We start from the raw sequence: 25,386 nt of genomic DNA, 5'->3' as shown, positions 1-25,386 counted from the left end.
TTTTGGACACCCTCGAGTAAAAGTTAATTAATTGAGTATGTTTTTCAAGTTTATCTGCTTTGTTTGTTCCATTATTTGCAGTTGTTCAGTGATCGCAGGCACTAAGCTGGCATGTTTGTTATGAAGATAATGGTATAGGTAAACATCTCTATTTAATGAAGCGATTATTTTGTATTTTCCTGCATTATCATTAACTATTTTTTGAGCTTCTTTTATGGTTAAAAATATAGCATCGACTCTGTTCTTGAATAAAGCTTTGACTAAAATTTCATTTTGATGAACCTTAGTCACATTTAAACTGTATTGTTTAGCGAGTCTTTCTTGGTCGACAAAACCAGACGTGATGCCAATTTGATAATGAAATAATTGATCAAATGTTGTGGCTTTTACGTTCGCTTTTGCAAGCACCACAGACTCAACTGCGCACAATGCGACAGGCACTCTAATCAAGTCAGGAAACTGAAAGTCTAACCCTTCAACTCGGAGCATTTCACCGTCAGTATTACCATTGCTTGCTTCTTTTAACGCTCGTTTATTCGGCAGTGTTTGAAATTTTACATTGTAATTTAATTGGCGATAGGCTTTTGTTAATGCTTCATGCGCACACCTAAATTTATGCCCCAGCGTTGTTTGCGTAAAAACTAAGGATGGACGTTTGATGTTCAGCGCTTCTGCTGTAAAAGCAGAGTCATGCCAAAGTATGAGTATCAGCGTTAAAGTTGATAATGCAGCGCGATGCATAATGTTCCTATTTTAGCTTTATACTCAAGTGACTTCAATATGCTCGTTCAGAGTCCTTGAGCGATTTTAATTCTAGGCGTATTAATGCAGGAATGTAGTCCCCTTTCAAGTTAATACAACAACGAAGTAACATCGCTCAAGGGCTCCTTTCCGGTGGGTTTTAAATTGATTTATGCTGTGTTAAACAGGTTTAATTTAACCCGTTAAACTTGCACCTGTTTGCCGTGCCTAAATCAATTTAAATTCCCACTGAATCCTGCATCTTGAAGTCATTTGAGTATATATGTCAGCTTTTTAGCTTACGTATTTTAAATTTAGTTGCTGTTGATCGGTATATCAACTAATCAATTACATTGGTAATAAAAGGCGGACGGATTAACGCTGTCATGCTAGGGCGTGTTTATCTTTTGTGTATGCTTTTGCAGCCGTATTTGCACGATTTATACAAGGCAGAGCGATTGCGGTGTCGTTATTCTACATAAAAGAGCGATAAAGACTTTATGCTCCTGCAAAGTCACCTTACCCCACATCCATGTGGGGCAACATAGTAGAAAAAGTGCAAATGCGCTGCCCTTTGGGTTCAATCCAAAACGTTTTGCTCTTTGTTATTGGCTTTTGACGTAGAACCACTATGCCATCAAGCCAATGCCGCGATCAAAACGCTTTGGAATTGAACAAAACCGATACGACAAAGGTAAACACGCCCTAGTCGTTTATTAGTCAGAGAATTTATTTCATAAACTATATAATCCAACTGTGTATAATTAACCGATTATCTGTAAATCGTTAGAGAGCTATCTATGAGTGAAATCATAAGCGAAGAAAATCCATACTTAAATAACCCACTACACGGGTTAAAATTAGAAACGCTATTAGAAGAACTCGTTAAGCATTATGGTTTTGAAATCTTAGCGGAATATACGCGTATTAAGTGTTTCGAAAAAAAACCAACGATGGAATCGAGTATTAAGTTTTTAAAAAAAACAGAATGGGCACGTGAAAAACTAGAAGCTTTTTATTTATATAAATTTAAAAGTTTACCAAAGCCAGATGATAAAAATTATGAGTTACCCCCGAGAGCTCGTATTATTCCAGCCCATATCGAACCGCGTGAACCGACTGTTTTAGTGTTAGGGCAAGCTCCCGATCCAAAAGAAAGAGCCTCATTTAATCAGCCCGAACATCGACATAATAATAGACGCGACGCTACTCGTCGACCGAGCAGAAGAGAGAATAATCGCAGTGGTTATACAAATCGCGTTAATAACCGCAACAATACGAATGATAATAAATCATCAGCGGATTCGAATAACAACGAACCTTGGGATCCTTGGGGTTTAAATAAAAAATAGACAGGCTAAAAGAGTTGAAGTTAAACGATTACAACTCCTTTTATTCGTCTTATATAGTCTTCTCGCTCAGGTTTTATGGTTCATTGTCAGCGCTTACTCTCGACTTTGGCTCCTGCGTCGTTCTAACACCTAAATCCATTTAGGCGGCCCCAATCACATAGTAGAGCATATGCTCATGGCGTCTCGAAGCTTGACTGCTTTGCTTACATGGATGTAAGTACTTCGGTTTCGTCTGGAACTAGAAACCTGCCCCTAAAACCCGATCGCTTTGACTATAGTCTCAATTTAAACGTCACCAAAAATAATAACGTCTTGAGTATCTAGCCAAAATGGATATTTTGTCATGACTTTACTAAACATTCTGCTTTGTAAGTAATGGTTGAGCCACCTTTTTAAATTGGGGTAAGGTGATTGCAAATACCACTGACGTTCAACTTTGGCAAATTGCCTGATAAAAGGCAATAACGCTAAATCGGCAAGACTTTCATGTTCTGACATGAGATAGGCATGCTGATCCAGTTTTACTTCTAATTTATCTAAATAATGCGTACAAGCGGCACGTTGTTGTTCTAAGTTACTCTCGTGATAGCGTTTTGCACATTTATATTGTTCTAAACAGGTTTTGAATTCATTATCAAAAATATTAATCAGATCAAGCATTTCGTTAAGTGCATTGGGTGTTTCACGATGTGATAAATTATTTGGATCACTTTGCTTAATGGCCCACATCATAATATCGAGACTCTCTTCCAGCACAAAAGGTGAAGGTGCTTTTGCTGTATTATCTGTTTGTATTTGAGGACTTACTTCGGGTGAGGTGACTAAAATGGGAACGGTGCCTTTCGGTGAAGCGATCAACATATCAGCGGGTTTATTTCTTAAATCTACATCACGTAATATGATTTTTTGCTTGGTTTTAAATATCACTATTCGGGCTCTCATTGCATAAGGGCAATGACGCAGTGAGTATAAAATAGGAAGATTAACGCTGTTATTCATGCATAGTTACAATAGTTTACTGTGGTTGTTCTACTTTAACGGTATTCAACGGCAAATTATACGGGTAAAATACCGCGTTTTACGTGAACTAACTAAAAGTTGAGCAAATGAATAAAGATATTGAGTTATTAGCCCCCGGTGGTGATGTTGATGCAATTAAGGCCTCTATTATTTCTGGTGCTAATGCGGTTTATTGCGGATTAGACTTTTTTAATGCCCGTAACCGAGCTTCGAACCTTTCATTTGACGAATTAGTTGGCGTGATCAACCTGGCTCATGAATACGATTGTGAAATATTTTTAACGCTTAATATCGTTATTTTGCAAAGAGAGTTTAAATCACTGGCAAAACTACTCAGCAAGTTGGTTAATACCACGCTTGATGGCGTTATTGTGCAAGATATGGGCTTGTTCTATTTTATTAAAAAGCATTTTCCGACATTAGATATACATGCTTCAACCCAATTGACGACACATAATATTGGGCAAGTGCCATTTCTTAAAAAATTAGGGGCTTCACGGGTTAATTTATCGCGCGAGTTAAATTTACGTGAAATTACTAAAATGACAGCCGTCGGGCACGACAATAATATTTTAACTGAAGTTTTTGTTCACGGTTCATTATGTGTTGCTTTTTCGGGTTTATGTTATTCAACATCTGCCAGTGTGGGTAATTCAGGTAACCGAGGTCGTTGCAGCCAAGCGTGCCGAGAAGAATATAAACCGACAGAATCGGGTAATAAATTTCCATTAAATTTAAAAGACAATACCGCCTTTTTTGATTTACCGGCGTTAATTGATGCGGGCGTGCATTCATTTAAAGTTGAAGGGCGAATTAAAGGCGCAAGTTATGTTCATACCGTTATTGACAGTTTTAGAAAACAAATTGATGGTTATGTAAAAACGGGCGAGTTACTTGAAGACGGCGAGCGCTTATATAAAGTGTTTAATCGTGATTTTTCTAATGCTTTTTTACGTGGTGATTTAAACCAGTCTATGTTTACTGAGAATCCACGGGATAACTCTAAAAATTACGCGATAGATAAAAGCAATGCCATTTCAGTGGTGCAAATTCAAGAAGTTGAAACACATTTACAACAAGAAAAGCATGAAATGCATAATACCGTGCATGACAAAATTAAGCATTTAAGTGTTGAAAAAGTCCCGGTAGAATTGTACTTCTCAGGCGAAGTCGGTCAGCCATTAACGCTCAAGTTAGTATTAACGATTCAGTCGGCTGCACACTCGCTAAATCAAGAAAGTGAAACAACTAGACAAGAAATTATCGTGCAATCTGATTGTCTGCTCGGTAGCACAAATAAAAATAGCTTTGATCAAGCGGTACTTGAACGTCGTTTTAAAAATTTGAATAATTTAGGTTATACCATTGAATCAGTCAATCTAGATGCGTTAGCTGAAGGGTTATATATTCCGTTTAAATCGTTAACAAAAATGAAGTCGGCAGCCGAAGAGATAATCAACAATGGCAAGCCTTTATTACCGGCTGTTGAAGCGCCTGAACTTATTAATCACCCTAAAATCATTAATGAAGGCGAACCCAAAGCTAAGATGTCTATTTTAATTAGCAGTGTAGATGATTTTGCATTGGCTGATTTAACCGATGCCGATATCTATTTTAAATTACCAGATGCTTATAAACGGGGTTGTACACGTTATATTGATTTATTAAAAGCTAATCCGCGTTTGATCCCTTGGTTTCCAGCTGTTCTAATTGGCAAAGATTATGATGTGGCTTTGGCCATTTTAGAGCAAGTTAATCCACCTATGATTGTCACTAATAATACGGGGATCGCCCACCGTGCCTATGAGTTAGGTATTAAATGGATTGCTGGCCCGTTTTTAAACACGACCAATTCTTATGTCTTGTCGGCCTTGCAAGAAGGCTTTAATTGTAGTGGCGCATTTATTTCAAATGAAATTAACAAACAACAAATAAAAAGCATACCGCGTCCGGCTAATTTTGAAATGCATTACAGTATTTATCACCCGATCTTATTGATGACAAGCCGACAATGTTTTTTCCAGCAAAGTGTGGGTTGTGAAAAACCTCGTATTGATAATGGCTGTATGTTGTCTTGTGATAAATCGACCAGTATTACGAATTTAAAAGGGGACTCTTTTGCTATTGATAAGCAAAAAGCAGGTTACCCGAGCATTTATAATCAAGACCAATTCTTAAACACTGAAATTATCGATGACCTTGCTTTTATGTTTGATAACTTCATGATTGACTTAACCAATATAGGTATGGGTGATAAAGAAACGCCGGATAAACCAAGCTTGATTCGTTATTTTGAGCAATTGCTTAAAGGCGAGCAGAGCGCACAAACTGAATTATATCAGTTAGTGCCTGATAGAACAGATAGCCAATATCATACAGGTTTGTAACTCGCGTTAGTGCCTAACATACTATTAAGCCAGAAACTGATTCTGGCTTTTTTATGTGTCATTCATCATTTAATAAGAGGGTTTAAGTGTTTACGTTAAAAAAAATAATCGCTTTATGGTTTGCTCCTTTACCCATTAGTATATTGCTGCTGATTATCGCATTTTGTCTATTTACGTTTACGGCTAAGAAGCGTTTAGCATTTACGTTTAATTTATTGGGTTTAAGCATACTTATGTTAAGTGCAACACCTTGGGTTGCAAATTCGGTTATTGAATCAATAGAAGTTAAACATGTGTATCGCACTCATCAAGAGGTTTTTGCTCAACAGCCCAACATCGCTGCTATTGTTGTACTCGGTTGTGGTCACAAAAATACTGAACCCATGCCAATTACGTCACAGTTGGCACATTGTTCACTTGCCAGAGCGGTTGAAGGAATACGGATCGCTCAATACGCCGCCCAAACAAAATTGATATTTACCGGTTGGGGCGGCAATAACTTAGTTAGCAATGCCGAGATGAATACTCAATTAGCGCTTGATTTAGGTATTAAAAAAGATCGCATCTTAACTTTTTCGCAGCCTAAAGATACCGCTGAAGAAGCTATAGCCGTAAAAAATGCGATAAAAAATAAACCCATTATGTTGGTAACCGAAGCTTCACATATGCCTAGAGCGATCAAATATTTTGAGCGAGTTGGATTAGAGGTTTACGCAATGCCTACTCGGCATTTGACTGCTGATTTATCGACGCTTGATAGTTATCAATATGCGCCAAACTCAAAATGGATAGAAAAATCAGAGCGGGCGATATATGAGCGATTAGCCTTAGTAAAACAATTATTTGATGAATAATTGGGTTATCAATTTAAATTAGTTAAAATGCACTTATAAATAATAAGGTACTGTATTGATGTCAGATTTTGAAAACGCAGAAAGTTGTTTGCAAGGTAAAGTTATTTTAGTTACAGGGGCGGGTGCCGGTATCGGTAAAGCCGTTGCTATTGATTATGCAAAACACGGTGCTGAAGTGATTTTATTAGGTAAAACGACTAATAAATTAGAAAGCACTTATGATGAAATTGTCAATTTAGGCTATCCAACGCCTGCCATTATACCTTTAGATATGAAAGGCGCCACTGAACAACACTATATTGATATGACTGATACCATTATAAGCCAATTTGGCCGATTAGATGGTTTGTTACACAATGCGAGTTACCTAGGGGGCATTATGCAGCTTGACCAATATCCGGCGGATATGTGGAATGAAGTGATGCAAGTTAATGTAACAGCACAGTTTTTAATGACTAAGGCCTTGGTGCCTGCTTTGAAAAAGTCAGAAGCGGGGTCTGTTATTTTTACATCCTCAAGTGTGGGTCGAAAAGCAAGAGCTTATTGGGGCGCCTATGCTATCTCTAAATTTGCAACAGAAGGTATGATGCAGGTTTTAGCTGACGAATTTGAATACAGCGCAATTCGATTTAATTGTATTAATCCTGGTGCGACTGCGACTCGAATGCGTTCTAAAGCTTATCCGGCCGAAAACCCAGAAACGTTAAAACAGCCACGCGATATTACGCCTATTTATGTTCATTTAATGTCGGATAATGCGGCTAAAATAAACGGCCAATCATTGGATGCTCAGCCTAAATAGTCATAAATTGTTAAAACATCCATATAAAAATTAAAGATGTTAAACGCATATTAATCATATTAAGTGCGTTTAATATTTGAATTCGATCAATTGTAAATCAAGCTTCTTCAATATTTAGCCCCCTAATATTTCCTCCTTAATATTTATCCCTCATTCATTTTAAACCATACGTTTAGCTTAATTAGCCCCCGTTATCTATATATGTTCGTTTTTCATCATTAAATTAATTAATAATTTTGAAGTAGTGACGAAAAAAATAAGAAAAAAGACCCAAGCGGAAAGGGAAGGGATAAAACTTTGTGCTTGGGCCCGTTGTAAACTGATAAATATAGCGAATTAAATTAAAGATTTAAGTGAAAACCTTAACCAACTGTATAAATTTTAGACAGATTGGGTTTTGAGAAGTTCAATAAATTTTTAATTACACAAAAATTGACAAGTATAAGATTTAAACATACATTTAAAACAGTTGTTTGAAATTGGTAGTTATATGAGTCAAGTTAGTACAAAACAAAAAATACTTAATGCGGCTGAAATCTTGTTTGCAAAACACGGTTTTGATAATACGTCTTTAAGAATGATCACAACTGACGCTGATGTAAATGTGGCTGCGGTTAATTATCATTTTGGTTCTAAAAAAGAATTAATCCAAGCCGTATTAGATCGCTACTTTACGCTTTTTGTACCTAAATTGATGTTGAGTCTAAAGGCTTCATTAGCGGATAAAGAGGATGCTTTTACGCTGACCGATTTTTATTCTGCATTTATACAACCTTTATTAAGTTTAAGCGGCATTCATTCAAAAGCAACTGCAACCTTTATGATTTTGGTTGGCCGTGGCTATAGCGAAACTCAGGGGCATTTAAGACGCTACTTTACAACTCATTATGGTGAGCTTCTTTCTTTATTGTTGGACTCGGTACTCAAAGCAAAACCCGAACTGACACGTGCTACGGTGTTTTGGCGGTTACATTTTGCCTTAGGCTCAGTCGTTTTTACGATGACATCTAATACCGCATTAAGAGAAATTGCGTTGGCAGATTTTGATAAATCAACGTCTATCGAAGATTTAATTTATGAACTGGTTCCTTATTTAGCGGCGGGCATGAACGCAGAATAAAATTAAACAGGGTATATACCCAAATCACGTTAAGAGACTTGAACGAGTCTGTTGACGAGATTTGGTGATATTAATAACGATATTTATGCTTGTCTGTGATAAACATGATGAGTGACTTTCAAAGGTGAAAACATGATTATTTTAGCGCTAACACTGTGTGTCATTATAACGATATTTGCAGTGCCGAATATTCGGCAACAATTCATAACTCGACCGGTATTTAGTATTTTCAAACGAATTTTGCCGCCTCTTTCTACCACTGAAAAAGAAGCCATGGAAGCCGGAGATATTTGGTGGGATGGTGAATTATTTCGTGGTAAACCAGATTGGAAAAAACTGCATGAATATCAAGATGCGACATTAAGTGCTGAAGAACAACAATTTATGGATAATCAACTCGAAACGCTTTTGGCGATGCTTGATGATTATAAGATTTGTCATGAAACTAAAAACTTACCAGAAAATGTTTGGGATTATCTAAAATCTAATGGTTTTTTTGCCATGATTATTCCGAAACAATATGGCGGCTTAGAATTTTCTGCTGCCGCAAACTCACATGTTGTCACGCGAATAGCGACTCGAAGTATAAGCACAGCGGTAACCGTTATGGTTCCCAATTCATTAGGCCCTGGTGAGTTATTAATGCACTATGGCACCGAAGAGCAGAAAAATTTCTGGTTACCGAGTTTATCAAATGGCAAAGATATACCTTGTTTTGCCCTGACAGGACCTGAAGCGGGTTCAGATGCGGGCGCTATTCCTGATAAAGGCATTATTTGTAAAGGTACTTATCAAGGGGAAGAAGTTTTAGGCATAAACTTAACATGGAATAAACGTTACATCACTTTAGCGCCGGTGGCGACTGTTTTAGGCCTTGCCTTTAAACTGTACGATCCAGATGGCTTAATGGGTGACACTAAAGATATTGGTATTACTTGTGCCTTAATTCCGACTGATCATGATGGCGTTAATATTGGTGATAGACATAATCCGATGGGGATGGCTTTCATGAATGGGACGACGAGTGGCGACAATGTGTTTATTCCACTTGATTGGATTATTGGTGGACCAGATTATGCCGGTAAAGGCTGGCGAATGCTGGTGGAGTGTTTATCAGCAGGGCGAGGCATTTCATTGCCAGCACTGGCAACGGCTATTGCCCATGTGAGTACCCGAATGACAAGCGCTTATTCATATGTAAGAAAACAATTTGGTTTATCGATTGGTCGCTTTGAAGGCGTGCAAGAATCATTAGCCCGCATTGGTGGTTTAAGTTACACATTAGAAGCATCACGTAAGTTTACGTTAAGTGCTTTAGATATGGGGTATAGCCCATCTGTTGTAACCGCTATTTCAAAATACCATATGACCGAGATGGGACGCCAAGTTTTAAGCGATGCGATGGATATACATTCGGGCAAAGCGATACAAATGGGCCCTAATAATTACCTTGGTAACTTATATTTAGGTGTGCCTATTGCTATTACGGTTGAAGGCGCCAATATTTTAACGCGTAATTTAATGATTTTTGGCCAAGGGGCAACTCGCTGTCATCCTTATGTTTTTGCTGAAATGGAAGCGGCAGCTAACCCTGATCATAATGAAGGCTTAAAACAATTTGATTCGTTGCTGATTAAACATATCACGTTTGCAGCCAGTAATTTTGTTATGAGTTGTGGTTATGGTTTAACAGGTGGGCGTTTCATTGCTTCACCTGTTGCTGGCGAAACCGCGAAATATTATAAACAAATGACACGTTTGAGTCGTGCGCTCGCATTATGTACTGATATTTCATTGCTCATTTTAGGGGGTACACTTAAGCGTAAAGAAATGATTTCGGCTCGTTTAGGTGATGTATTAAGCCAGCTATATTTAGCATCGGCTATATTAAAACGTTATGAGACCGATGGGCGTCAAGTTTCTGATTTACCCTATGTGCATTACGCAATGCAGCTTGCATTACATAAAGCCGGTGTTGCTTTAGAAGGGTATTTTCAAAACTTTAGACCACGTTGGTTGACTAAAATCATCCAAAAAGTAGTTTTTCCGTTTGGTAATCCGTATAAAATGCCAAATGACCGCTTAGCGCGTAGTTTATGTAAAAATATGCTCAAGCCTGGCCCAAGCCGAGACCGCATATCTAACCTATGTTATTTAGGGACCTCTGAAGATGATGCAACCGGGGTGGTTGAAGCCGCATTTACCTCTATGGTCGACTGCCGTGAAATCGAAATTAAATTAACGGCCGCTCAAAAATCGGGGGCATTACCGCGTCGAATTCCACTTGAAGAAGCCATTGATTTAGCACAAGAGCAGGGCATAATTACAGATAAAGAAGCTGAACAAATTAGGCATGCTGATAAGTTACGTCAAAAAGCCATTGCGGTTGATAGCTTTAAATTTGATGAATTAGGGCAATAGCTGATCGCAATATAAAATTAATAAGCATGAACTGATGCTTAAACCGCCTTTTTATTGGAGATATATAAATCTAGATAAATGGCGGTTTTTTTAATTAAAACACACACACAGACATACACATGAGCATTAAAAACTTACAAAGTAATCGCTTAATTTATCGTGACGTTAAGCGGTCTGACCTTGAACTCTATATACGGCTGCATACCGATCATAACGTGATGCAATATGTAGGGCCCGTGTGGAACAAAGAACGCGCTATCGAAGAGTTCGAAAAATATTTTGAGCCTTGGCTTGATTTAGAAGATCAATGGCTCTCTTATATTATTTGTGACCAGCAAAATATGGCGGTCGGATTAATTGGTTTAAAATTGCAAAGCAGTGATGATAATCGTCGTGAACTCGGTTTTATGATTTTACCTGAAGGCCAAGGATTCGGTTATGCAACAGAGGCGGCAAGTGTCATGCTAGATGTTGCTTTTAATATTTTGGGATCGCACAAAGTCGTCGCGGTTTGTGATAATCAAAATCAAGCATCTAAGAACGTTTTGCTTAAGAATATGTTTGTACAGGAAGGGCTTTTACGTGAGCAGTTTAACTATAACGGTCGTTGGGTTGACGATGCAATTTTTTCGATTTTGCAGCATGAGTATGAAGCGTAAACACTGAGCGCTTAGTGAGTTTATGCGTTAAGTTTTAGTATGGGATTTAGCGCGTTTGACTGAGTCGTTTAATGGTTATTTATGAAGGTCAGATTTAAAAATGAAAAGGCGTCTAATCAATGATTAGACGCCTTTTTCTTAAATAATTTTGATGTTAAGCGTTAATCTGGTCAATAACAAATTGCGCAACATCTTCAATTGAGATTTTTTGTTTATCACCCGTAATACGTGATTTATATTCAACCACACCTTCATCAAGGTTACGCTCACCAATAACAATAGTGTGCGGCACGCCAACTAATTCCCAATCAGCAAACATAACGCCTGGACGCTCTTTACGATCATCAAATATCACTTCAATACCGGCTTGCGATAATGTGTTATATAAATTTTCAGCAATTTCAGGTATACGATGTGACTTGTGCATATTCATCGGCAATACGACAACTTGGAATGGAGCGATAGACGCAGGCCATTTTATACCATATTTATCATTATTCTGCTCTATAGCCGCCGCGACAATACGTGATACACCAATACCATAACAACCCATGGTTAAATTTTCGTGTTTACCTGATTCAGTTAAAACACCCACACTCATTGCTTCAGAATATTTTTTACCTAATTGGAAAATGTGACCGACTTCGATACCACGCTTAATGAGTACGTTGCCGTTGCCACATGGGCTCGGATCACCTTCAACAATGTTACGAATATCAGCAACGTGGTAGTCACTGCAATCACGGTCCCAGTTAGCACCTTGATAATGGAAGCCATCTTCGTTTGCACCACAAACAAAATCAGCCAATACACTGGCACTTCTATCAACAATAACAGGGATGGAGATGTTAATAGGTCCAATAGAGCCAGGTTTACAATTAACAGCTTGCTGAATTTCTTCATCATTCGCTAAAGTCAGCGGTGAGAATACATTGGCAATTTTTTCTGCTTTAACATCATTTAATTCATGGTCGCCACGTAAAACAAGAGCCACAACCCCTTGTACGTTGCCTTCATCGTCACAACCTTGAACAATTAATGTTTTAATGGTTTGAGTTGGTTGAACAGATAAAAGAGCTGACACTTCAGCTATGCTATGGGCATTCGGTGTTGCTATTTTGGTTAAATCAGCGGTGGGTTCTGCTTTAGTTTCAGTCGGTAATAAACATTCTGCTTTTTCTATATTGGCAGCATAGTCACTGCCATCACTGAATACAATCGCATCTTCACCTGATTCCGCTAAAACATGAAATTCATGTGAAACGCTGCCACCAATTGAGCCGGTATCGGCTAGTACCGGTCGGTATTCTAAACCTAAACGGTCGAATACATTGCAGTAGGCTTTAAACATTAAATCATACGTTTTTTGCAAACATTCATCCGATAAATGAAATGAATAAGCATCCTTCATTGTGAATTCACGAGCACGCATAACACCAAAACGGGGTCGAACTTCATCTCTAAATTTAGTTTGAATTTGATACAAGTTTAACGGGAGTTGTTTGTAACTATTGACTTCTTTGCGCACTAATTCAGAGATAACTTCTTCGTGAGTCGGGCCAAGTGCGAAAGGGCGATCATGGCGATCTTTAATACGTAATAACTCAGGACCAAATTGCTCCCAACGTCCCGACTCTTCCCAAAGATCAGCGGGCTGTACAACCGGCATTAACACTTCTAACGCACCTGATTTGTCCATTTCTTCACGAACGATACGCTCTACTTTTCTTAAAACTCGTAAACCACTTGGTAACCAAGTATATAAACCAGAAGCCAGTTTTCTGATCATGCCGGCTCTTAACATAAGTTGGTGGCTGATGACTTCTGCGTCTGATGGTGTTTCTTTGAGGGTTGATAAAATATACTGGCTGGTGCGCATTGTTAGTTTCCGTATCGTTACATAAATAATAAATATGGCGCCGATTGTAACAGCGCTTCTGTTTTTTGGCTAAATTATTGTTGGCAAATTTGTTTAATTTTCTGTGTGATGGCCAGTAAGCCGGCTCCACGTGAAGGACTTAAATGCTTAATGAGATTGAGTTGCTCAAAGTAGGTATCAAAATCAAATTGAGCTATTTCAGCGTTATCCATGTGATTAATGGGGGTTAAGATGATCCACAAAAGGCCTTTTACAATACGCGAGTCACTGGTCGCAAAAAACGTCAATTGATTATCGTGTTTGGTATGGGTTAACCATACTTTACTCTCGCAGCCTGAAACCTCATTTGATTCGTTTTGTGTATTAACAGGCATTGCTTGCAAATTTTTGCCTATTTTCATGATAAATCGATATCGGTCTTCCCATTGTCTAAATTGGTTAAAGTGTTCAATGATATTGTCTGTCGATTGTATTTCGCTAATTAAGTGATTATCTGTCATTAAATAAAGTCTTCCAATGAATCGATCGCACGTAAAAATAATTGCGCATCTTCATATGTGTTATAAGCACAGAGTGATAAACGGATGGTTCCATTCGTTAATTGTAATTGTTGCATCACCGGTTGCGCACAATGAGTACCCACGCGAACGGCTATATTCATATTATTAAGTAACTCTGATACATCATGTGGGTGCCAATCAGCGAGCGTAAATGAAATAATATTTTGGCTATCAATAGGGCTATAGAGTGAAATAAAAGAACGTTGCTTTAAAGCTTGATACAAATAACGCGTGAGTTCGGATTCGTATTGCTGCAATAGGGTTAAATTTTGCTGTTGTAAAAACTGAATGACAGCGCCAAAAGCAATCACAGCCTCAATGTTTGGCGTTCCGGCTTCATATTTGTGTGGTAAATCATTAAATACCGTATTGTTGTAATTTACCGTTTTTACCATTTCACCTCCAAATTGATAAGGAGGAAAACGTGATTGTTGTTCTGGTTTAATATAAAGACAACCTAAGCCGGTTGGTCCATACATTTTATGAGCCGAAAAAACATAAAAATCACAGTCTAGCGCATTTACATCCACGTTAAGGTGACATACGGCTTGAGCGCCATCAATCAAACTTAAAGCGTTATACTTTTTGGCTAGTTTAATCACATCTTTGATTGGCTGCGTAATGCCGAGTGCATTTGATACGTGCGAGCAGGCCACTATATACGTATCTTGATCAACGGCTTCTATAAATGCATCAATTTTATGTTGAAATTGCTGCGTGTTGGCGACTCTTAATTCAATATTTAATTTTTGACAAAGTTGTTGCCAAGGAACGAGATTAGCATGATGTTCCAAATCACTGATCACTATATTACTGGATGAACTAATTGTTGAGTCTTGTAAGATCGTTGCCACTAAATTGATACTTTCAGTTGTCCCTTTTGTCCATATAAGTGAACTAGGCTGGTCACAACCAATATACTGAGCTACGTTTTTTCGGCTTTCTTCATATTGGTGAGTAACGTCACTAGAAAGCGTATGAGTTGATCGATGGACTGTTGCATAGTCATATTGATAAAAATGTTGGATAGCATCCAACATAACCTGAGGTTTTTGGGTGGTGGCTGCATTGTCAAAATAAACTAAATCAGGTTTATTTATGAGTAACGGAAAATGCGCTTTAAAATCGAGAATGTGAGCAGGTGTTTTCATAGCGACGATTATATACTGAAGCTAATAAATAGTTAACTAGGGCGTGTTTATCTTTTGTGTATGCTTTTGCAGCCGTATTTGCACGATTTATACAAGGCAGAGCGATTGCGGTGCAGTTATAGTCTTCTCGCTTAGGTTTTATGGTTCATTGTCAGCGCTTTCTCGATCCAATCATATAATAGAGCAGGACGCGGTAGCTTTGACGGCTTTGCTTACATGGATGTAAGTACTTATGTTTTGTCTGGAACTAGAAACCTGCCTCTAAACCCCGAGCGATTTGACTATACTATTTGTAAAACGCATTCAGTTTTAACTAAAAATTTAAAGCGGTGAGTATTTATAACGTTTATATTTTGTTCGTTTTGACCGTAAGGTATTTCGAAATAAAAAAATTGTAGAACAATTGGATAAATATTAATCGTATATACTTTAAATAACTTAAAAATCATCATATTTACGTATATACTCGCGGCTCTAAAAAACCGAGGCTATTAGAATTATGAAAAAAGTAGGGCGCCCTTCTAAAAGTGAGCTAGAAAAGAAAAAGGGGATTTTTGTAAAATTGCCGCCTTGGTTAATAAATTGGATGGATGCACAGCCTGATACCAATAGGGCTGTGTTAATTGAAGAAGCAATTAAAACGCATTTTAAAGTGGACGAAAATACGCGTTACGAACATCAATTAGATTTATGCATCGAAGTTGCAAAAACTTATGATAAACGATACAAAAAAAACAGAGATTAATGTATAACCTACATTTAAACCACTTAATTTAAAATATGTCATTTGTTAGGTGTATGTTGGGATTGTAAATTTTCTTGTTTAACGTTAAGTGTCTGATACAATCTAAAGGTTAGACCAGTTAATTATAACTATTATTAAGGTGGCTTAATTGAGCATGTTTATCAAAGCACAAAGCCCAGCAGGATTTGCTGAAGAGTATCTTGTTGAATCAATCTGGAATGGGAAATTTCCGCCTGGTTCTATATTACCAGCCGAAAGAGAGCTTTCAGAGCTGATTGGAGTCACACGCACGACATTACGTGAGGTATTACAACGCTTAGCTCGTGATGGCTGGCTGAAAATACAGCATGGTAAACCGACTCAAGTTAATAATTTTTGGGAAACATCTGGGTTAAATATTCTTGAAACCTTAGTGCGTTTAGACCGAGATGGCGCCGCGACCATGATTGATAATTTGCTAGCGGCGAGAACGGATGTCTGTAGTATTTTTATTCGTGCGGCAATAAAAAATGCGCCTGAAGCCGCCCATTCTGCTTTTGAAACACTTAACGAATTAGAAGAAACCGGCACCGCGTATGCCGATTATGATTATCGTTTATTACATGATTTGGCTTCTGCGGGCGGGAATAAAATCTACTTACTCATTTTAAATGGCTTTAAAGGTTTATATTCTCGCATCGGAAGCTTTTACTTTTCACACCCTGAAGCGCGAAAGTTGGCGAAGCAGTATTATGTTGATTTAAAAAAATTAGCTGAAACCGGTGATTTTGAAAATGTTAATGCACTTGTGCGCAAACATGGCCGGCAGAGTGGTGAAGTTTTTAATCTATTTCGTGAAAATATGCCTGAAATAGATTAACCCGTTTATGTTATATACTCAAATCACGTCAAGGGGCTCTGAACAAGCATATTGAAGTGACTTGGGTATATAAGCGCTGCTTAGCGCTTATATAATAATTGACTCATGTTTAGGCGGACAAGTATCTAAAATTTTCACTTCGCCTTTATCATTAACTTCTTCTAATTGAACCGTAAACCCCCACAGACGGTATAAATGTTTCATTACTTCATTTTTAGAATTATCTAACGGTACATTTTTTTGTGGTGTATATCTAAGCGTCAATGAGCGATCGCCAGATACATCGACACTGTGAACTTGGATGTTCGGTTCTAACATACTTAAATTATACTGATTAGATAATTGTTGTCGTATCGCGCGATAACCTTGCTCATTATGTATCGACCCAATCTCTAAGAAATTATTTTGCTCATTATCATTTATATGAAAAAGCTTAAAATCACGGATTATTTTAGGTGATAAGTATTGGCTAATAAAACTCTCATCTTTAAAGTTTGCCATGGCAAAATGCAGTGTTTCTACCCAATCTGAACCGGCTATTTCAGGAAACCAATGTTTGTCTTCGGCTGTTGGATTTTGGCATATGCGCTTGATGTCGCACATCATATTAAAACCAAGGGCATATGGGTTAATGCCAGAATAAAATTGACTATTGTATTCTGGTTGCATGACCACATTAGTATGGCTATGCAAGAATTCAAGCATAAAGCGATCGGTGACTAAACCTTCATCATATAAATGATTTAAGATAGTGTAATGCCAAAATGTTGCCCAACCTTCATTCATCACTTGAGTCTGTTTTTGTGGATAAAAATACTGAGATATTTTTCGTACAATTCTGACCAACTCACGCTGCCAAGGTTCTAATAAGGGGGCGTTTTTTTCAATAAAATATAAAATATTTTCTTGTGGTTCGTTAGGAAATTTAGGTTTTTCTTTTGATTTTTGACTCTTCGCTTGCGGTACTGTTGAATGCCATAAATCATTAACTTGTGATTGAAGATAAGCTTCACGTTCTTGCTGACGTTTAGTTTCTTCGTGAAGTGAAATTTTTTGCGGGCGTTTATAACGATCAACACCAAAATTCATTAAGGCATGACAAGAATCTAAGATAGATTCAACCTCATCGATGCCATATTTTTCTTCACACTTTGCCACATAATTTTTGGCAAAAACGAGATAATCGATAATCGAACTCGCATCTGTCCACGTTTTAAATAAGTAGTTACCTTTAAAAAATGAATTATGGCCGTAACAAGCATGTGCCATTACGAGTGCTTGCATGGTAATGGTGTTTTCTTCCATTAAATACGATATGCATGGGTCCGAATTAATCACGATTTCATATGCTAGGCCCATAAAACCACGTTTATAATTTTGTTCAGTTTGAATAAATTTTTTACCATAAGTCCAATGACTATAACCTATAGGCATACCGACACTTGAATATGCATCCATCATTTGTTCAGCGGTGATAACTTCGATTTGATTTGGATACGTATCAAGCTTGTAATGTGCGGCGACTCTTTTTATCTCAACATGATATTCATCCAGCAAATCAAATGTCCAGTCAGGACCATCACTCAGTGTTTTTTTGCTCATGCAGCCCCCTTGCTTAATTGTTTAAGAAAGAACTCTCTAAAAACAGGGAAAATATCGTCAGCTGTTTTTATATTTTGCATTGCCATATTGTCGAATTTATCAGTCAGCGTTTCGTATTCTTTCCAAAGTGTTTGATGTGCTCGAGTCGTTATTTCTATATAAGTAAAGTAGCGTAAAAAAGGTAAAATATTTTTGCTCATTAATTCAGTGCAGAGCGGTGAATCATCGGCCCAATTGTCACCATCAGATGCTTGAGCTGCATAGATATTCCATTGCGAGGGTGGAAAACGTTCTTTGATAATTTCGTCCATTAATTTAATAGCGCTTGAGACGATGGTGCCGCCGGTTTCTTTTGAATAAAAGAATTCTTGCTCATCGACTTCTTTTGCTTGTGTATGATGGCGAATATAAACAACTTCCACATCTTTATAGGTTTGTGTTAAAAAAAGATAGAGCAAGATATAGAAGCGTTTAGCGATATCTTTTGTGGCTTGATCCATTGAACCCGATACATCCATAATACAAAACATAACGGCGTTTGTTGTTGGAACGGGTTTGCGTTCAAAGTTTCTAAACCGTAAATCAAACTCGTCGATAAAGGGGATTTTCTTTATCTTCGCTTTTAATTTTTCTATCTCATCTAACAAAATAAGTATTTGCGCTTGATTTGCTGTTGGGTCTTCATTGAGTTCGGTTAGTGTCGCTTCAGCTAAAGCCAGTTTCTTTTTGTGTTTACCGCCCATAGCCGTTCGACGTGCAATTGAATTTTTTAATGATCGCACAATGTCAATTGTGGCAGGATTACCTTGCGACTTAAATCCCGCCCGATTCGTTTTATATTCAACAAGCTTATCAAGTTGATTTTTTTGTAAATTGGGTAATTCTAAATCTTCAAATAAGGTATCTAAATATTCAGATTGTGAAATTTGAAATACAAAATCATCTTCACCTTCACCCGAATCACTCGCATCGCCCGAACCTGAACCACCAGCACCACCGCCTTCGGGTCTTTTTATTCGGTCACCGGTACTAAATTGATCATTACCGGGATGTACTTGATCTCGGATCCCCCCTTTACCTTGATGAAAAAAGGGTTCCGAAATGTCGCGTTGCGGTATGGTGATGTTTTCACCCGAAACTAAATCAGTCACACTGCGGTTATTGATTGAGTCCGACACCGCTTTTTTAATTTGCTTTTTATAGCGTCTTAAAAAGCGTTGTCGATTTACCGTGCTTTTCTTTTTAGAGTTAAGTCTACGATCAATGAAATGCGCCATGGCAACTCCTTAGTTAGGACTATGACGATTTTCTTACACGTAAATACCATTCTGACAATAATCTGACTTGTTTTTGCGTATAACCTTTTTCCATCATTCGCGCTACAAAGTCATCATGTTTCTTTTGATCATCGCCTGAGGTTTTTGCGTTAAAAGAAATAACCGGTAATAAGTCTTCGGTGTTTGAAAACATTTTTTGTTCAATTACCGTTTTTAATTTTTCGTAACAGGTCCAGTTAGGGTTTTTGCCTTCGTTTGTCGCTTTGGCTCTGAGCACAAAATTGACTATTTCATTTCTGAAATCTTTTGGATTACTAATGCCTGCGGGTTTTTCAATTTTTTCTAACTCACCATTGAGTGATGCTCGGTCAAAGAGTTGCCCGGTTTCTGGGTCGCGATATTCTTGATCTTGGATCCAAAAATCAGCATAAACAACGTAGCGATCAAAAATATTTTGACCGTATTCAGAGTAAGATTCTAAATAGGCAGTTTGAATTTCTTTACCGATAAATTCTACATACTTAGGAATTAAATAACCTTTAAGAAACTCCATATAACGATCTGCAGTTTCTTGCGGAAATTGCTCGCGTTCTATTTGTTGCTCAAGTACATAAAAAAGGTGAACTGGGTTAGCTGCTATTTCAGTATGGTCAAAGTTGAACACTCTAGAAATAATTTTAAAGGCAAATCGAGTTGATAAACCATCCATTCCCTCATCGACACCGGCAAAATCTCGGTACTCTTGATATGATTTGGCCTTTGGATCCGTATCTTTTAAACTTTCGCCATCATATACCCGCATTTTTGAGTATATACTTGAATTTTCTGGCTCGGCTAAACGTGATAAAACACTAAATTGAGCCATCAGTTCAAGGGTACTGGGTGCGCATGCCGCTTGGCTTAATTGACTGGTTTCAAGTAATTTATCATATATCTTTTGTTCCTCTGAAACACGCAAACAGTAAGGCACTTTAACGATATAAACACGGTCTAAAAATGCTTCATTATTTTTGTTATTTCTAAAGGTTTGCCATTCAGATTCATTAGAATGCGCTAATATGATGCCATCATAGGGTAGAGCAGACATACCTTCTGTTGGATTATAATTACCTTCTTGTGTTGCAGTTAATAATGGGTGTAGTACTTTAATAGGGGCTTTAAACATCTCAACAAATTCCATTACACCTTGGTTTGCTCGGCATAATGCACCGGAGTAACTATAAGCATCTGGATCATGTTGTGCATATTCGTCTAAGTATCTGATATCGACTTTACCAACTAATGCCGAAATGTCTTGGTTGTTGTCATCTCCCGGTTCTGTCTTCGCAACAGCGAGCTGATCTAAAATAGAGGGGTAAACTTTTTGCACTCTAAATTGTGATATATCACCACCAAATTCGTGTAAACGTTTACGCGCCCAAGGCGACATGATTGTTTTAGTATAACGTTTAGGGATCCCAAACTCTTCTTGTAAAAGGTCGCCATCTTCTTTTGTATCAAATAACGATAATGGATGGTCATTAACCGGCGAGCCTTTAATCACATAAATAGGACATTTTTCGATTAAGCTTTTTATTTTTTCAGCGAGAGATGACTTTCCGCCGCCGACAGGGCCTAATAGATATAAAATTTGCTTCTTTTCTTCTAAACCTTGTGCGGCATGACGTAAATAACTTACGATTTGTTCAATCGCTTCTTCCATGCCATAAAATTCAGAAAAAGCAGGATACCTTGCTATTATTCGATTCGAAAAGATCCGACTTAAGTGTGAATCTTGCGATGTGTCAATCATCTCTGCATCACCAATCGCATGCAATAATCGTTCTGCGCTACTGGCATAAGCCATTTTATCTTCTTTGCAAAGTGCTAAAAATTCTTCTATAGAATATTCTTCATTTTTAGTAGAGTCGTAACGTGACTGAAAATGTTCAAATATACCCATAAGCTCCCCCGAGAACTATTTATCAAATAGTAAAAAAGTAGATTAGAATTAACCGCTTACTTTAAATCTAGTTGCAAAATTAAAGATAACCAATAAATATTTAAACTTTAATTATTAGTATTTTCTGCAGATCTGGTTTATGGGTTTTTTACAGGGGCGGAAAGACGGTACAAATAGGCATAAAAAAAGCCTGAAACAATCATGTTTCAGGCTTTAATGATTCTTTATTTAATAAATAAATAGGTTATTGGTTAAAATAATTAAACTTATTTTGCCAATAAAAATGTAATTACTTAGCTAAGTTAGCCGCAACAAAATCCCAGTTTACTAATTTCCAGAATGCAGTTAAGTAAGCTGGACGTGCGTTACGGAAATCGATGTAATATGCGTGTTCCCATAAATCAACCGTTAATAATGGCGTTACGCCTTCTTCAGTGATCGGCGTGCCGGCATTTGAAGTGTTTACGATTGCTAATGAACCATCTGCGTTTTTAACTAACCAAGTCCAGCTTGAACCGAAGTTATTAACTGCTTTGTCGTTTAGTTGAGCTTGAAACTCAGAAAAAGAACCGAATGCTGCGTTAATTGCATCAGCAACGGCGCCAGTAGGTTCGCCACCGCCGTTAGGGCTTAAACAGTTCCAGTAGAATGTGTGGTTCCAAATTTGTGCAGCATTGTTAAATAAACCACCTTCAGACGATTTAATGATCTCTTCTAAAGATTTGCTTGCATTTTCAGTACCTTCAACTAAACCGTTTAGTTTAGTTACGTAAGTTTGGTGATGCTTACCATAGTGAAACTCTAAAGTCTCTTTTGAAATAGTAGGCTCTAATGCGTCTAATGCGTATGGTAATGCTGGTAATTCAAAGGCCATTATGATTCTCCGTTGGCTAGTAGTGTTCAGCGTATTTTAGCTGAAAATAAAATCATGAATACACAATAAAAGTATGGGATTGTATTTCAAAACTTCTAAAACCTATTTTGGGCATAAAGTCATGAAATTCAATAGTTAGAGACACTAATTAGTTAAGTTGTTTTTGTATGTATCAGATGATGCAGTTATAAGCAGCTATAGCCGCCTTGCTTAGAATCGCTTACAATAGTGTTAATTGTAACGACTATTAGTTAATAGAGGCATTTATGGATACTTTAGAAAATATCAAGCAGCAAATTGCTGAAAACAACATTCTTCTTTATATGAAAGGCAGCCCTAAATTACCAAGCTGTGGTTTTTCATCTCAAGCTTCTCAAGCACTTATGAACTGTGGCGAACCTTTTGCCTATGTTGATATTTTGCTTAACCCTGAAATCCGTGCTGAATTACCAAAATATGCTAACTGGCCTACTTTTCCACAATTGTGGGTTGATGGTGAGTTAATCGGTGGTTGTGACATTATTTTAGAAATGTTCCAACAAGGTGAATTACAAACGGTTATAAAAGAAAGTGCTGCAAAGAATAAGCCAGCAGGAGAAGAACAAGCTTAATTGCTTATTGTTTTTTTGTTTGAAATATAAAATCCGATGTCATAATCGGATTTTTTTTATCTAAATTTTAGATTGTTTTGCGGATAACTGTGCAATTGCTTGCATTGCATCTGAAGGTGCCGTTTGAGACCACTCATGATAAATTTGGCGGGTCGATAAATACCGCATTTCTAATTCAGCTATTTCTTGGGCTAACGCAACTGAAATGACGAACAGGCGTGATCTTTTGGGTTCGTGCTAAACACATTCAACTCTTTGTTGCCAGCTTAGATACAGCAGCCAGGATCATGCAAAAGCTATTACCTAGCGTGATTAAGTTAAAAAGAGATGGATTTTAGATGAAAATGAATGGGGTAAAAAGCGTATTGAATAAAACTTAAGCATAAGTGAAATCAATGCGTTTTATAAAATAGGGATAGAGATGGTTTATTTGAATGTTGCGATTACGCTTGTGTCTTGCTCAATGGCTTGTTGAAATATTTTTTTTGCCGTTTTATTACATTTACCGCATTGATTACCCACAGATGTTTTGCAGCGTAAATCGCACATGCTGCCGCAACCGCCTTGAACCGCTTTACGGATTTGCTTATCAGTAATGCCATGACATAAACAAACGTACATAATAAATAACCTAAATAATAATGATTCTCGATAACTGTGGTTATTATAAATGAGACTAATTCGTATTAGCAAGTGATTTAGTTTATAAATTGAACATTCACTGTATTTATACATAAAATGCGGCCATTAATTTTTAATTTATCAGAAAAATAAATAATTTTACGAAGTTATGGGGTTATTAATTTAAGATAACGTTGTTAATGAAAAACAGCAGACTTTATAATCCACACCTAAATATTGCAGTGCTGTTTGTTTTAACCGCATTATTCACCAAATTTAACCTGTGTCTGTTATTAAAATTTTAAAGGCTTATGTTTATATGAAACAAGTTTTAAGAAAGTTATGTTCACCTATTTTAAATATTTTTGAAAAAGGGCCAGAGCCTGAAATCTATAAATCACTTAACCGGAAAATACTTATTATTATTGGCATTATGTTCAGTGGTTTAGCGACTGCGGTATTGTTAAGTTCATCTAAAAGTGATGATTATGGCTATTTGATCCCTTGTGTTGTTTTTTATTGTTTAGCCTTCGTTTGTTTAATTATTGGTTTGCTTGGTGATAAAAGAGCGGTAATGAATATTTGGGGCAATAAATAGTAATAGGGGGCATCCCATTTAAGGTTTAATCGCGTTATGCTCAATAAAATCTGGCTTGCATTTATCTTATCAGCTTTTGGATTCGCCTGTTTTAATGCGGTCTATCTTGGTGATGGGCTTATTTTTGAGCAAATGATGCAATCGGTTTTTTCAATGGCTAAAGTAACCGTTGAGTTATCGATAGGCTTGATTGGTCTAATGGCTTTTTGGCTCGGTGTCAGCCGTATAGCAGAAAAGAATGGGCTTGTTTCACAGTTATCTCGCTTGCTCACGCCTGTTTTTACTAAAATCATGCCCGAAGTCCCCCGTAATCATCCGGCATTGGGTCATATAACAATGAATATGGCGGCTAATGTTATGGGGTTGGATAATGCAGCCACGCCATTAGGTTTAAAAGCCATGCGCTCATTGCAATCGTTAAATCCAATACCCGATACGGCAAGCAATGCACAAATTATGTTTTTAGTGCTAAATACGTCTTCGATTACATTGTTCCCAATTACCGTATTCATGTATCGTGCGCAACAGGGCGCTTTGCAACCAACTGATGTTTTTTTGCCCATTTTATTGGCGACGATGGCTTCTACTTTAGCTGGATTTATGGCGGTCTGTTTTGTACAAAAAATCAATTTACTGAGAATTAAATCGTTAATCATCTTGAGTTTAATCATTGGTTTTTGTGTCGCAATGGTGACTTTGTTAATTACACTGAGTGTTGAACAGTTAAATTATTTTTCGAGTGTGAGCGCGAATTTTCTCATTTTGTTATTTATTGTCATTGTGCTTTTTGTTGGACATATCAAAAAATTGAATGTGTATGATGAGTTTGTAGAAGGCGCAAAAGAAGGTTGTACTATCGCGTTGAGTATTATTCCTTATTTATTAGCCATGTTAGTTGCGATTGGCTTATTGCGATCATCTGGATTACTCGATGGCTTGTTACATTTAATTACGATGGTAGTAGCGAGTCTAAATGGTGATACGCGTTTTGTTGATGCTTTACCGGTGGCTTTTTTAAAGCCGTTATCGGGTTCTGGCGCAAGAGCCATGATGGTAGAGACAATGCAAAATTATGGTGCTGATTCTTTTGCTGGTCGTTTAGCCGCTATTTTGCAAGGGTCAACAGAAACCACATTTTATGTACTTGCCGTTTATTTTGGTAGTGTTGGGATTAAATACGTACGTCATGCGCTAACTTGTGGTTTAATCGCCGATTTAGCCGGTATATTAGCTGCGATAGGTGTAACGTATCTATTTTATGCATGAATTTATGCGTGGTATATGGGACAGTAGGTAGTTTATTAAAATAAG

Annotated in this window: 22 protein-coding genes; 12 read left to right on the top strand and 10 right to left on the bottom strand. The window is 37.4% G+C overall.

What is annotated here, in order from left to right:
* Positions 1-27: 27 nt before the first annotated feature.
* Positions 28-741, bottom strand: a complete 714-nt coding sequence (locus tag DPX34_RS05525; protein ID WP_111977408.1) for a transporter substrate-binding domain-containing protein — start codon at positions 739-741, stop codon at positions 28-30.
* Between the two features lie 800 nt (positions 742-1,541).
* On the opposite strand from DPX34_RS05525, the gene DPX34_RS05520 reads away from it, so the two are divergent.
* The gene (locus tag DPX34_RS05520; protein WP_198673634.1) at positions 1,542-2,093 is read left to right on the top strand and encodes a VF530 family DNA-binding protein; all 552 of its coding nucleotides are present in this window, start codon (positions 1,542-1,544) and stop codon (positions 2,091-2,093) included.
* Positions 2,094-2,378: 285 nt separating this feature from the next.
* On the opposite strand, the gene DPX34_RS05515 is transcribed toward DPX34_RS05520, so the two are convergent.
* Positions 2,379-3,092, bottom strand: a complete 714-nt coding sequence (locus DPX34_RS05515; protein ID WP_111977407.1) for a glutathione S-transferase — start codon at positions 3,090-3,092, stop codon at positions 2,379-2,381.
* A gap of 107 nt (positions 3,093-3,199) precedes the next feature.
* On the opposite strand from DPX34_RS05515, the gene DPX34_RS05510 reads away from it, so the two are divergent.
* The 6 genes from DPX34_RS05510 to DPX34_RS05485 all read left to right on the top strand — a co-directional run bounded on the left by DPX34_RS05510 (position 3,200) and on the right by DPX34_RS05485 (position 11,356).
* Entirely contained in the window at positions 3,200-5,500 is a 2,301-nt protein-coding gene (locus DPX34_RS05510) for a peptidase U32 family protein (protein WP_111977406.1), read from the top strand.
* Between the two features lie 86 nt (positions 5,501-5,586).
* Complete coding sequence (locus DPX34_RS05505) at positions 5,587-6,354, top strand: ElyC/SanA/YdcF family protein (RefSeq protein ID WP_111977405.1); 768 nt, start codon at positions 5,587-5,589, stop codon at positions 6,352-6,354.
* A 58-nt stretch (positions 6,355-6,412) separates the two neighbouring features.
* Positions 6,413-7,156 carry a YciK family oxidoreductase gene (locus tag DPX34_RS05500; protein WP_111977404.1) on the top strand — a complete coding sequence of 248 codons (744 nt, stop codon included), beginning with the start codon at positions 6,413-6,415 and terminating at the stop codon, positions 7,154-7,156.
* A gap of 490 nt (positions 7,157-7,646) precedes the next feature.
* Positions 7,647-8,276 (top strand): TetR/AcrR family transcriptional regulator, encoded by a 630-nt coding sequence (locus DPX34_RS05495; protein ID WP_111977403.1) that lies wholly within the window; start codon positions 7,647-7,649, stop codon positions 8,274-8,276.
* 132 nt (positions 8,277-8,408) lie between these two features.
* Positions 8,409-10,697, top strand: a complete 2,289-nt coding sequence (locus tag DPX34_RS05490) for an acyl-CoA dehydrogenase (RefSeq protein WP_111977402.1) — start codon at positions 8,409-8,411, stop codon at positions 10,695-10,697.
* 119 nt (positions 10,698-10,816) lie between these two features.
* Entirely contained in the window at positions 10,817-11,356 is a 540-nt protein-coding gene (locus tag DPX34_RS05485; protein ID WP_111977401.1) for a GNAT family N-acetyltransferase, read from the top strand.
* 154 nt (positions 11,357-11,510) lie between these two features.
* Here the strand turns inward: DPX34_RS05485 and DPX34_RS05480 are convergent, their stop codons facing one another.
* The 3 genes from DPX34_RS05480 to DPX34_RS05470 all read right to left on the bottom strand — a co-directional run bounded on the left by DPX34_RS05480 (position 11,511) and on the right by DPX34_RS05470 (position 14,946).
* Entirely contained in the window at positions 11,511-13,235 is a 1,725-nt protein-coding gene (locus DPX34_RS05480; RefSeq protein WP_111977400.1) for a proline--tRNA ligase, read from the bottom strand.
* Positions 13,236-13,309: 74 nt separating this feature from the next.
* Positions 13,310-13,735, bottom strand: coding sequence for a SufE family protein (locus DPX34_RS05475; protein ID WP_111977399.1), 426 nt, complete (start codon positions 13,733-13,735; stop codon positions 13,310-13,312).
* Entirely contained in the window at positions 13,735-14,946 is a 1,212-nt protein-coding gene (locus tag DPX34_RS05470) for an aminotransferase class V-fold PLP-dependent enzyme (protein ID WP_111977398.1), read from the bottom strand. The genes DPX34_RS05475 and DPX34_RS05470 overlap by 1 nt, the downstream gene beginning before the upstream one ends.
* A 499-nt stretch (positions 14,947-15,445) precedes the next feature.
* Between DPX34_RS05470 and DPX34_RS05465 the strand changes: the two genes are divergently transcribed.
* Together DPX34_RS05465 and fadR are read left to right on the top strand one after the other, a co-directional pair.
* Entirely contained in the window at positions 15,446-15,691 is a 246-nt protein-coding gene (locus DPX34_RS05465; RefSeq protein WP_111977397.1) for a hypothetical protein, read from the top strand.
* Between the two features lie 154 nt (positions 15,692-15,845).
* Positions 15,846-16,550, top strand: coding sequence for a fatty acid metabolism transcriptional regulator FadR (gene fadR / locus DPX34_RS05460; RefSeq protein ID WP_111977396.1), 705 nt, complete (start codon positions 15,846-15,848; stop codon positions 16,548-16,550).
* An 87-nt stretch (positions 16,551-16,637) separates the two neighbouring features.
* On the opposite strand, the gene DPX34_RS05455 is transcribed toward fadR, so the two are convergent.
* The 4 genes from DPX34_RS05455 to sodB all read right to left on the bottom strand — a co-directional run bounded on the left by DPX34_RS05455 (position 16,638) and on the right by sodB (position 22,245).
* Positions 16,638-18,152: a SpoVR family protein gene (locus DPX34_RS05455; RefSeq protein WP_111977395.1), complete on the bottom strand. Its 1,515-nt coding sequence runs from the start codon at positions 18,150-18,152 to the stop codon at positions 16,638-16,640.
* Positions 18,149-19,429 (bottom strand): YeaH/YhbH family protein, encoded by a 1,281-nt coding sequence (locus DPX34_RS05450; protein ID WP_111977394.1) that lies wholly within the window; start codon positions 19,427-19,429, stop codon positions 18,149-18,151. Before DPX34_RS05450 ends, DPX34_RS05455 begins: the two co-directional genes overlap by 4 nt.
* 19 nt (positions 19,430-19,448) lie before the next feature.
* Positions 19,449-21,371: a PrkA family serine protein kinase gene (locus DPX34_RS05445; RefSeq protein WP_111977393.1), complete on the bottom strand. Its 1,923-nt coding sequence runs from the start codon at positions 21,369-21,371 to the stop codon at positions 19,449-19,451.
* Positions 21,372-21,660: 289 nt separating this feature from the next.
* The gene (sodB, locus tag DPX34_RS05440) at positions 21,661-22,245 is read right to left on the bottom strand and encodes a superoxide dismutase [Fe] (RefSeq protein WP_111977392.1); all 585 of its coding nucleotides are present in this window, start codon (positions 22,243-22,245) and stop codon (positions 21,661-21,663) included.
* Between the two features lie 266 nt (positions 22,246-22,511).
* Between sodB and DPX34_RS05435 the strand changes: the two genes are divergently transcribed.
* Complete coding sequence (locus tag DPX34_RS05435; protein WP_111977391.1) at positions 22,512-22,856, top strand: Grx4 family monothiol glutaredoxin; 345 nt, start codon at positions 22,512-22,514, stop codon at positions 22,854-22,856.
* A 426-nt stretch (positions 22,857-23,282) separates the two neighbouring features.
* Here the strand turns inward: DPX34_RS05435 and DPX34_RS05430 are convergent, their stop codons facing one another.
* Complete coding sequence (locus tag DPX34_RS05430) at positions 23,283-23,477, bottom strand: (2Fe-2S)-binding protein (RefSeq protein WP_111977390.1); 195 nt, start codon at positions 23,475-23,477, stop codon at positions 23,283-23,285.
* A 319-nt stretch (positions 23,478-23,796) separates the two neighbouring features.
* On the opposite strand from DPX34_RS05430, the gene DPX34_RS05425 reads away from it, so the two are divergent.
* Positions 23,797-24,075, top strand: coding sequence for a hypothetical protein (locus DPX34_RS05425; protein WP_111977389.1), 279 nt, complete (start codon positions 23,797-23,799; stop codon positions 24,073-24,075).
* A 36-nt stretch (positions 24,076-24,111) separates the two neighbouring features.
* Entirely contained in the window at positions 24,112-25,341 is a 1,230-nt protein-coding gene (locus DPX34_RS05420; protein WP_111977388.1) for a nucleoside recognition domain-containing protein, read from the top strand.
* Positions 25,342-25,386: the final 45 nt, after the last annotated feature.

This window comes from Algibacillus agarilyticus (genome assembly GCF_003286125.1).
GTDB classification, from domain to species: Bacteria; Pseudomonadota; Gammaproteobacteria; order Enterobacterales; family Alteromonadaceae; genus Algibacillus; species Algibacillus agarilyticus.
The sequence above is the reverse complement of the archived record's forward strand: the minus strand, read 5'-3'. Positions and strand labels throughout refer to the sequence as shown.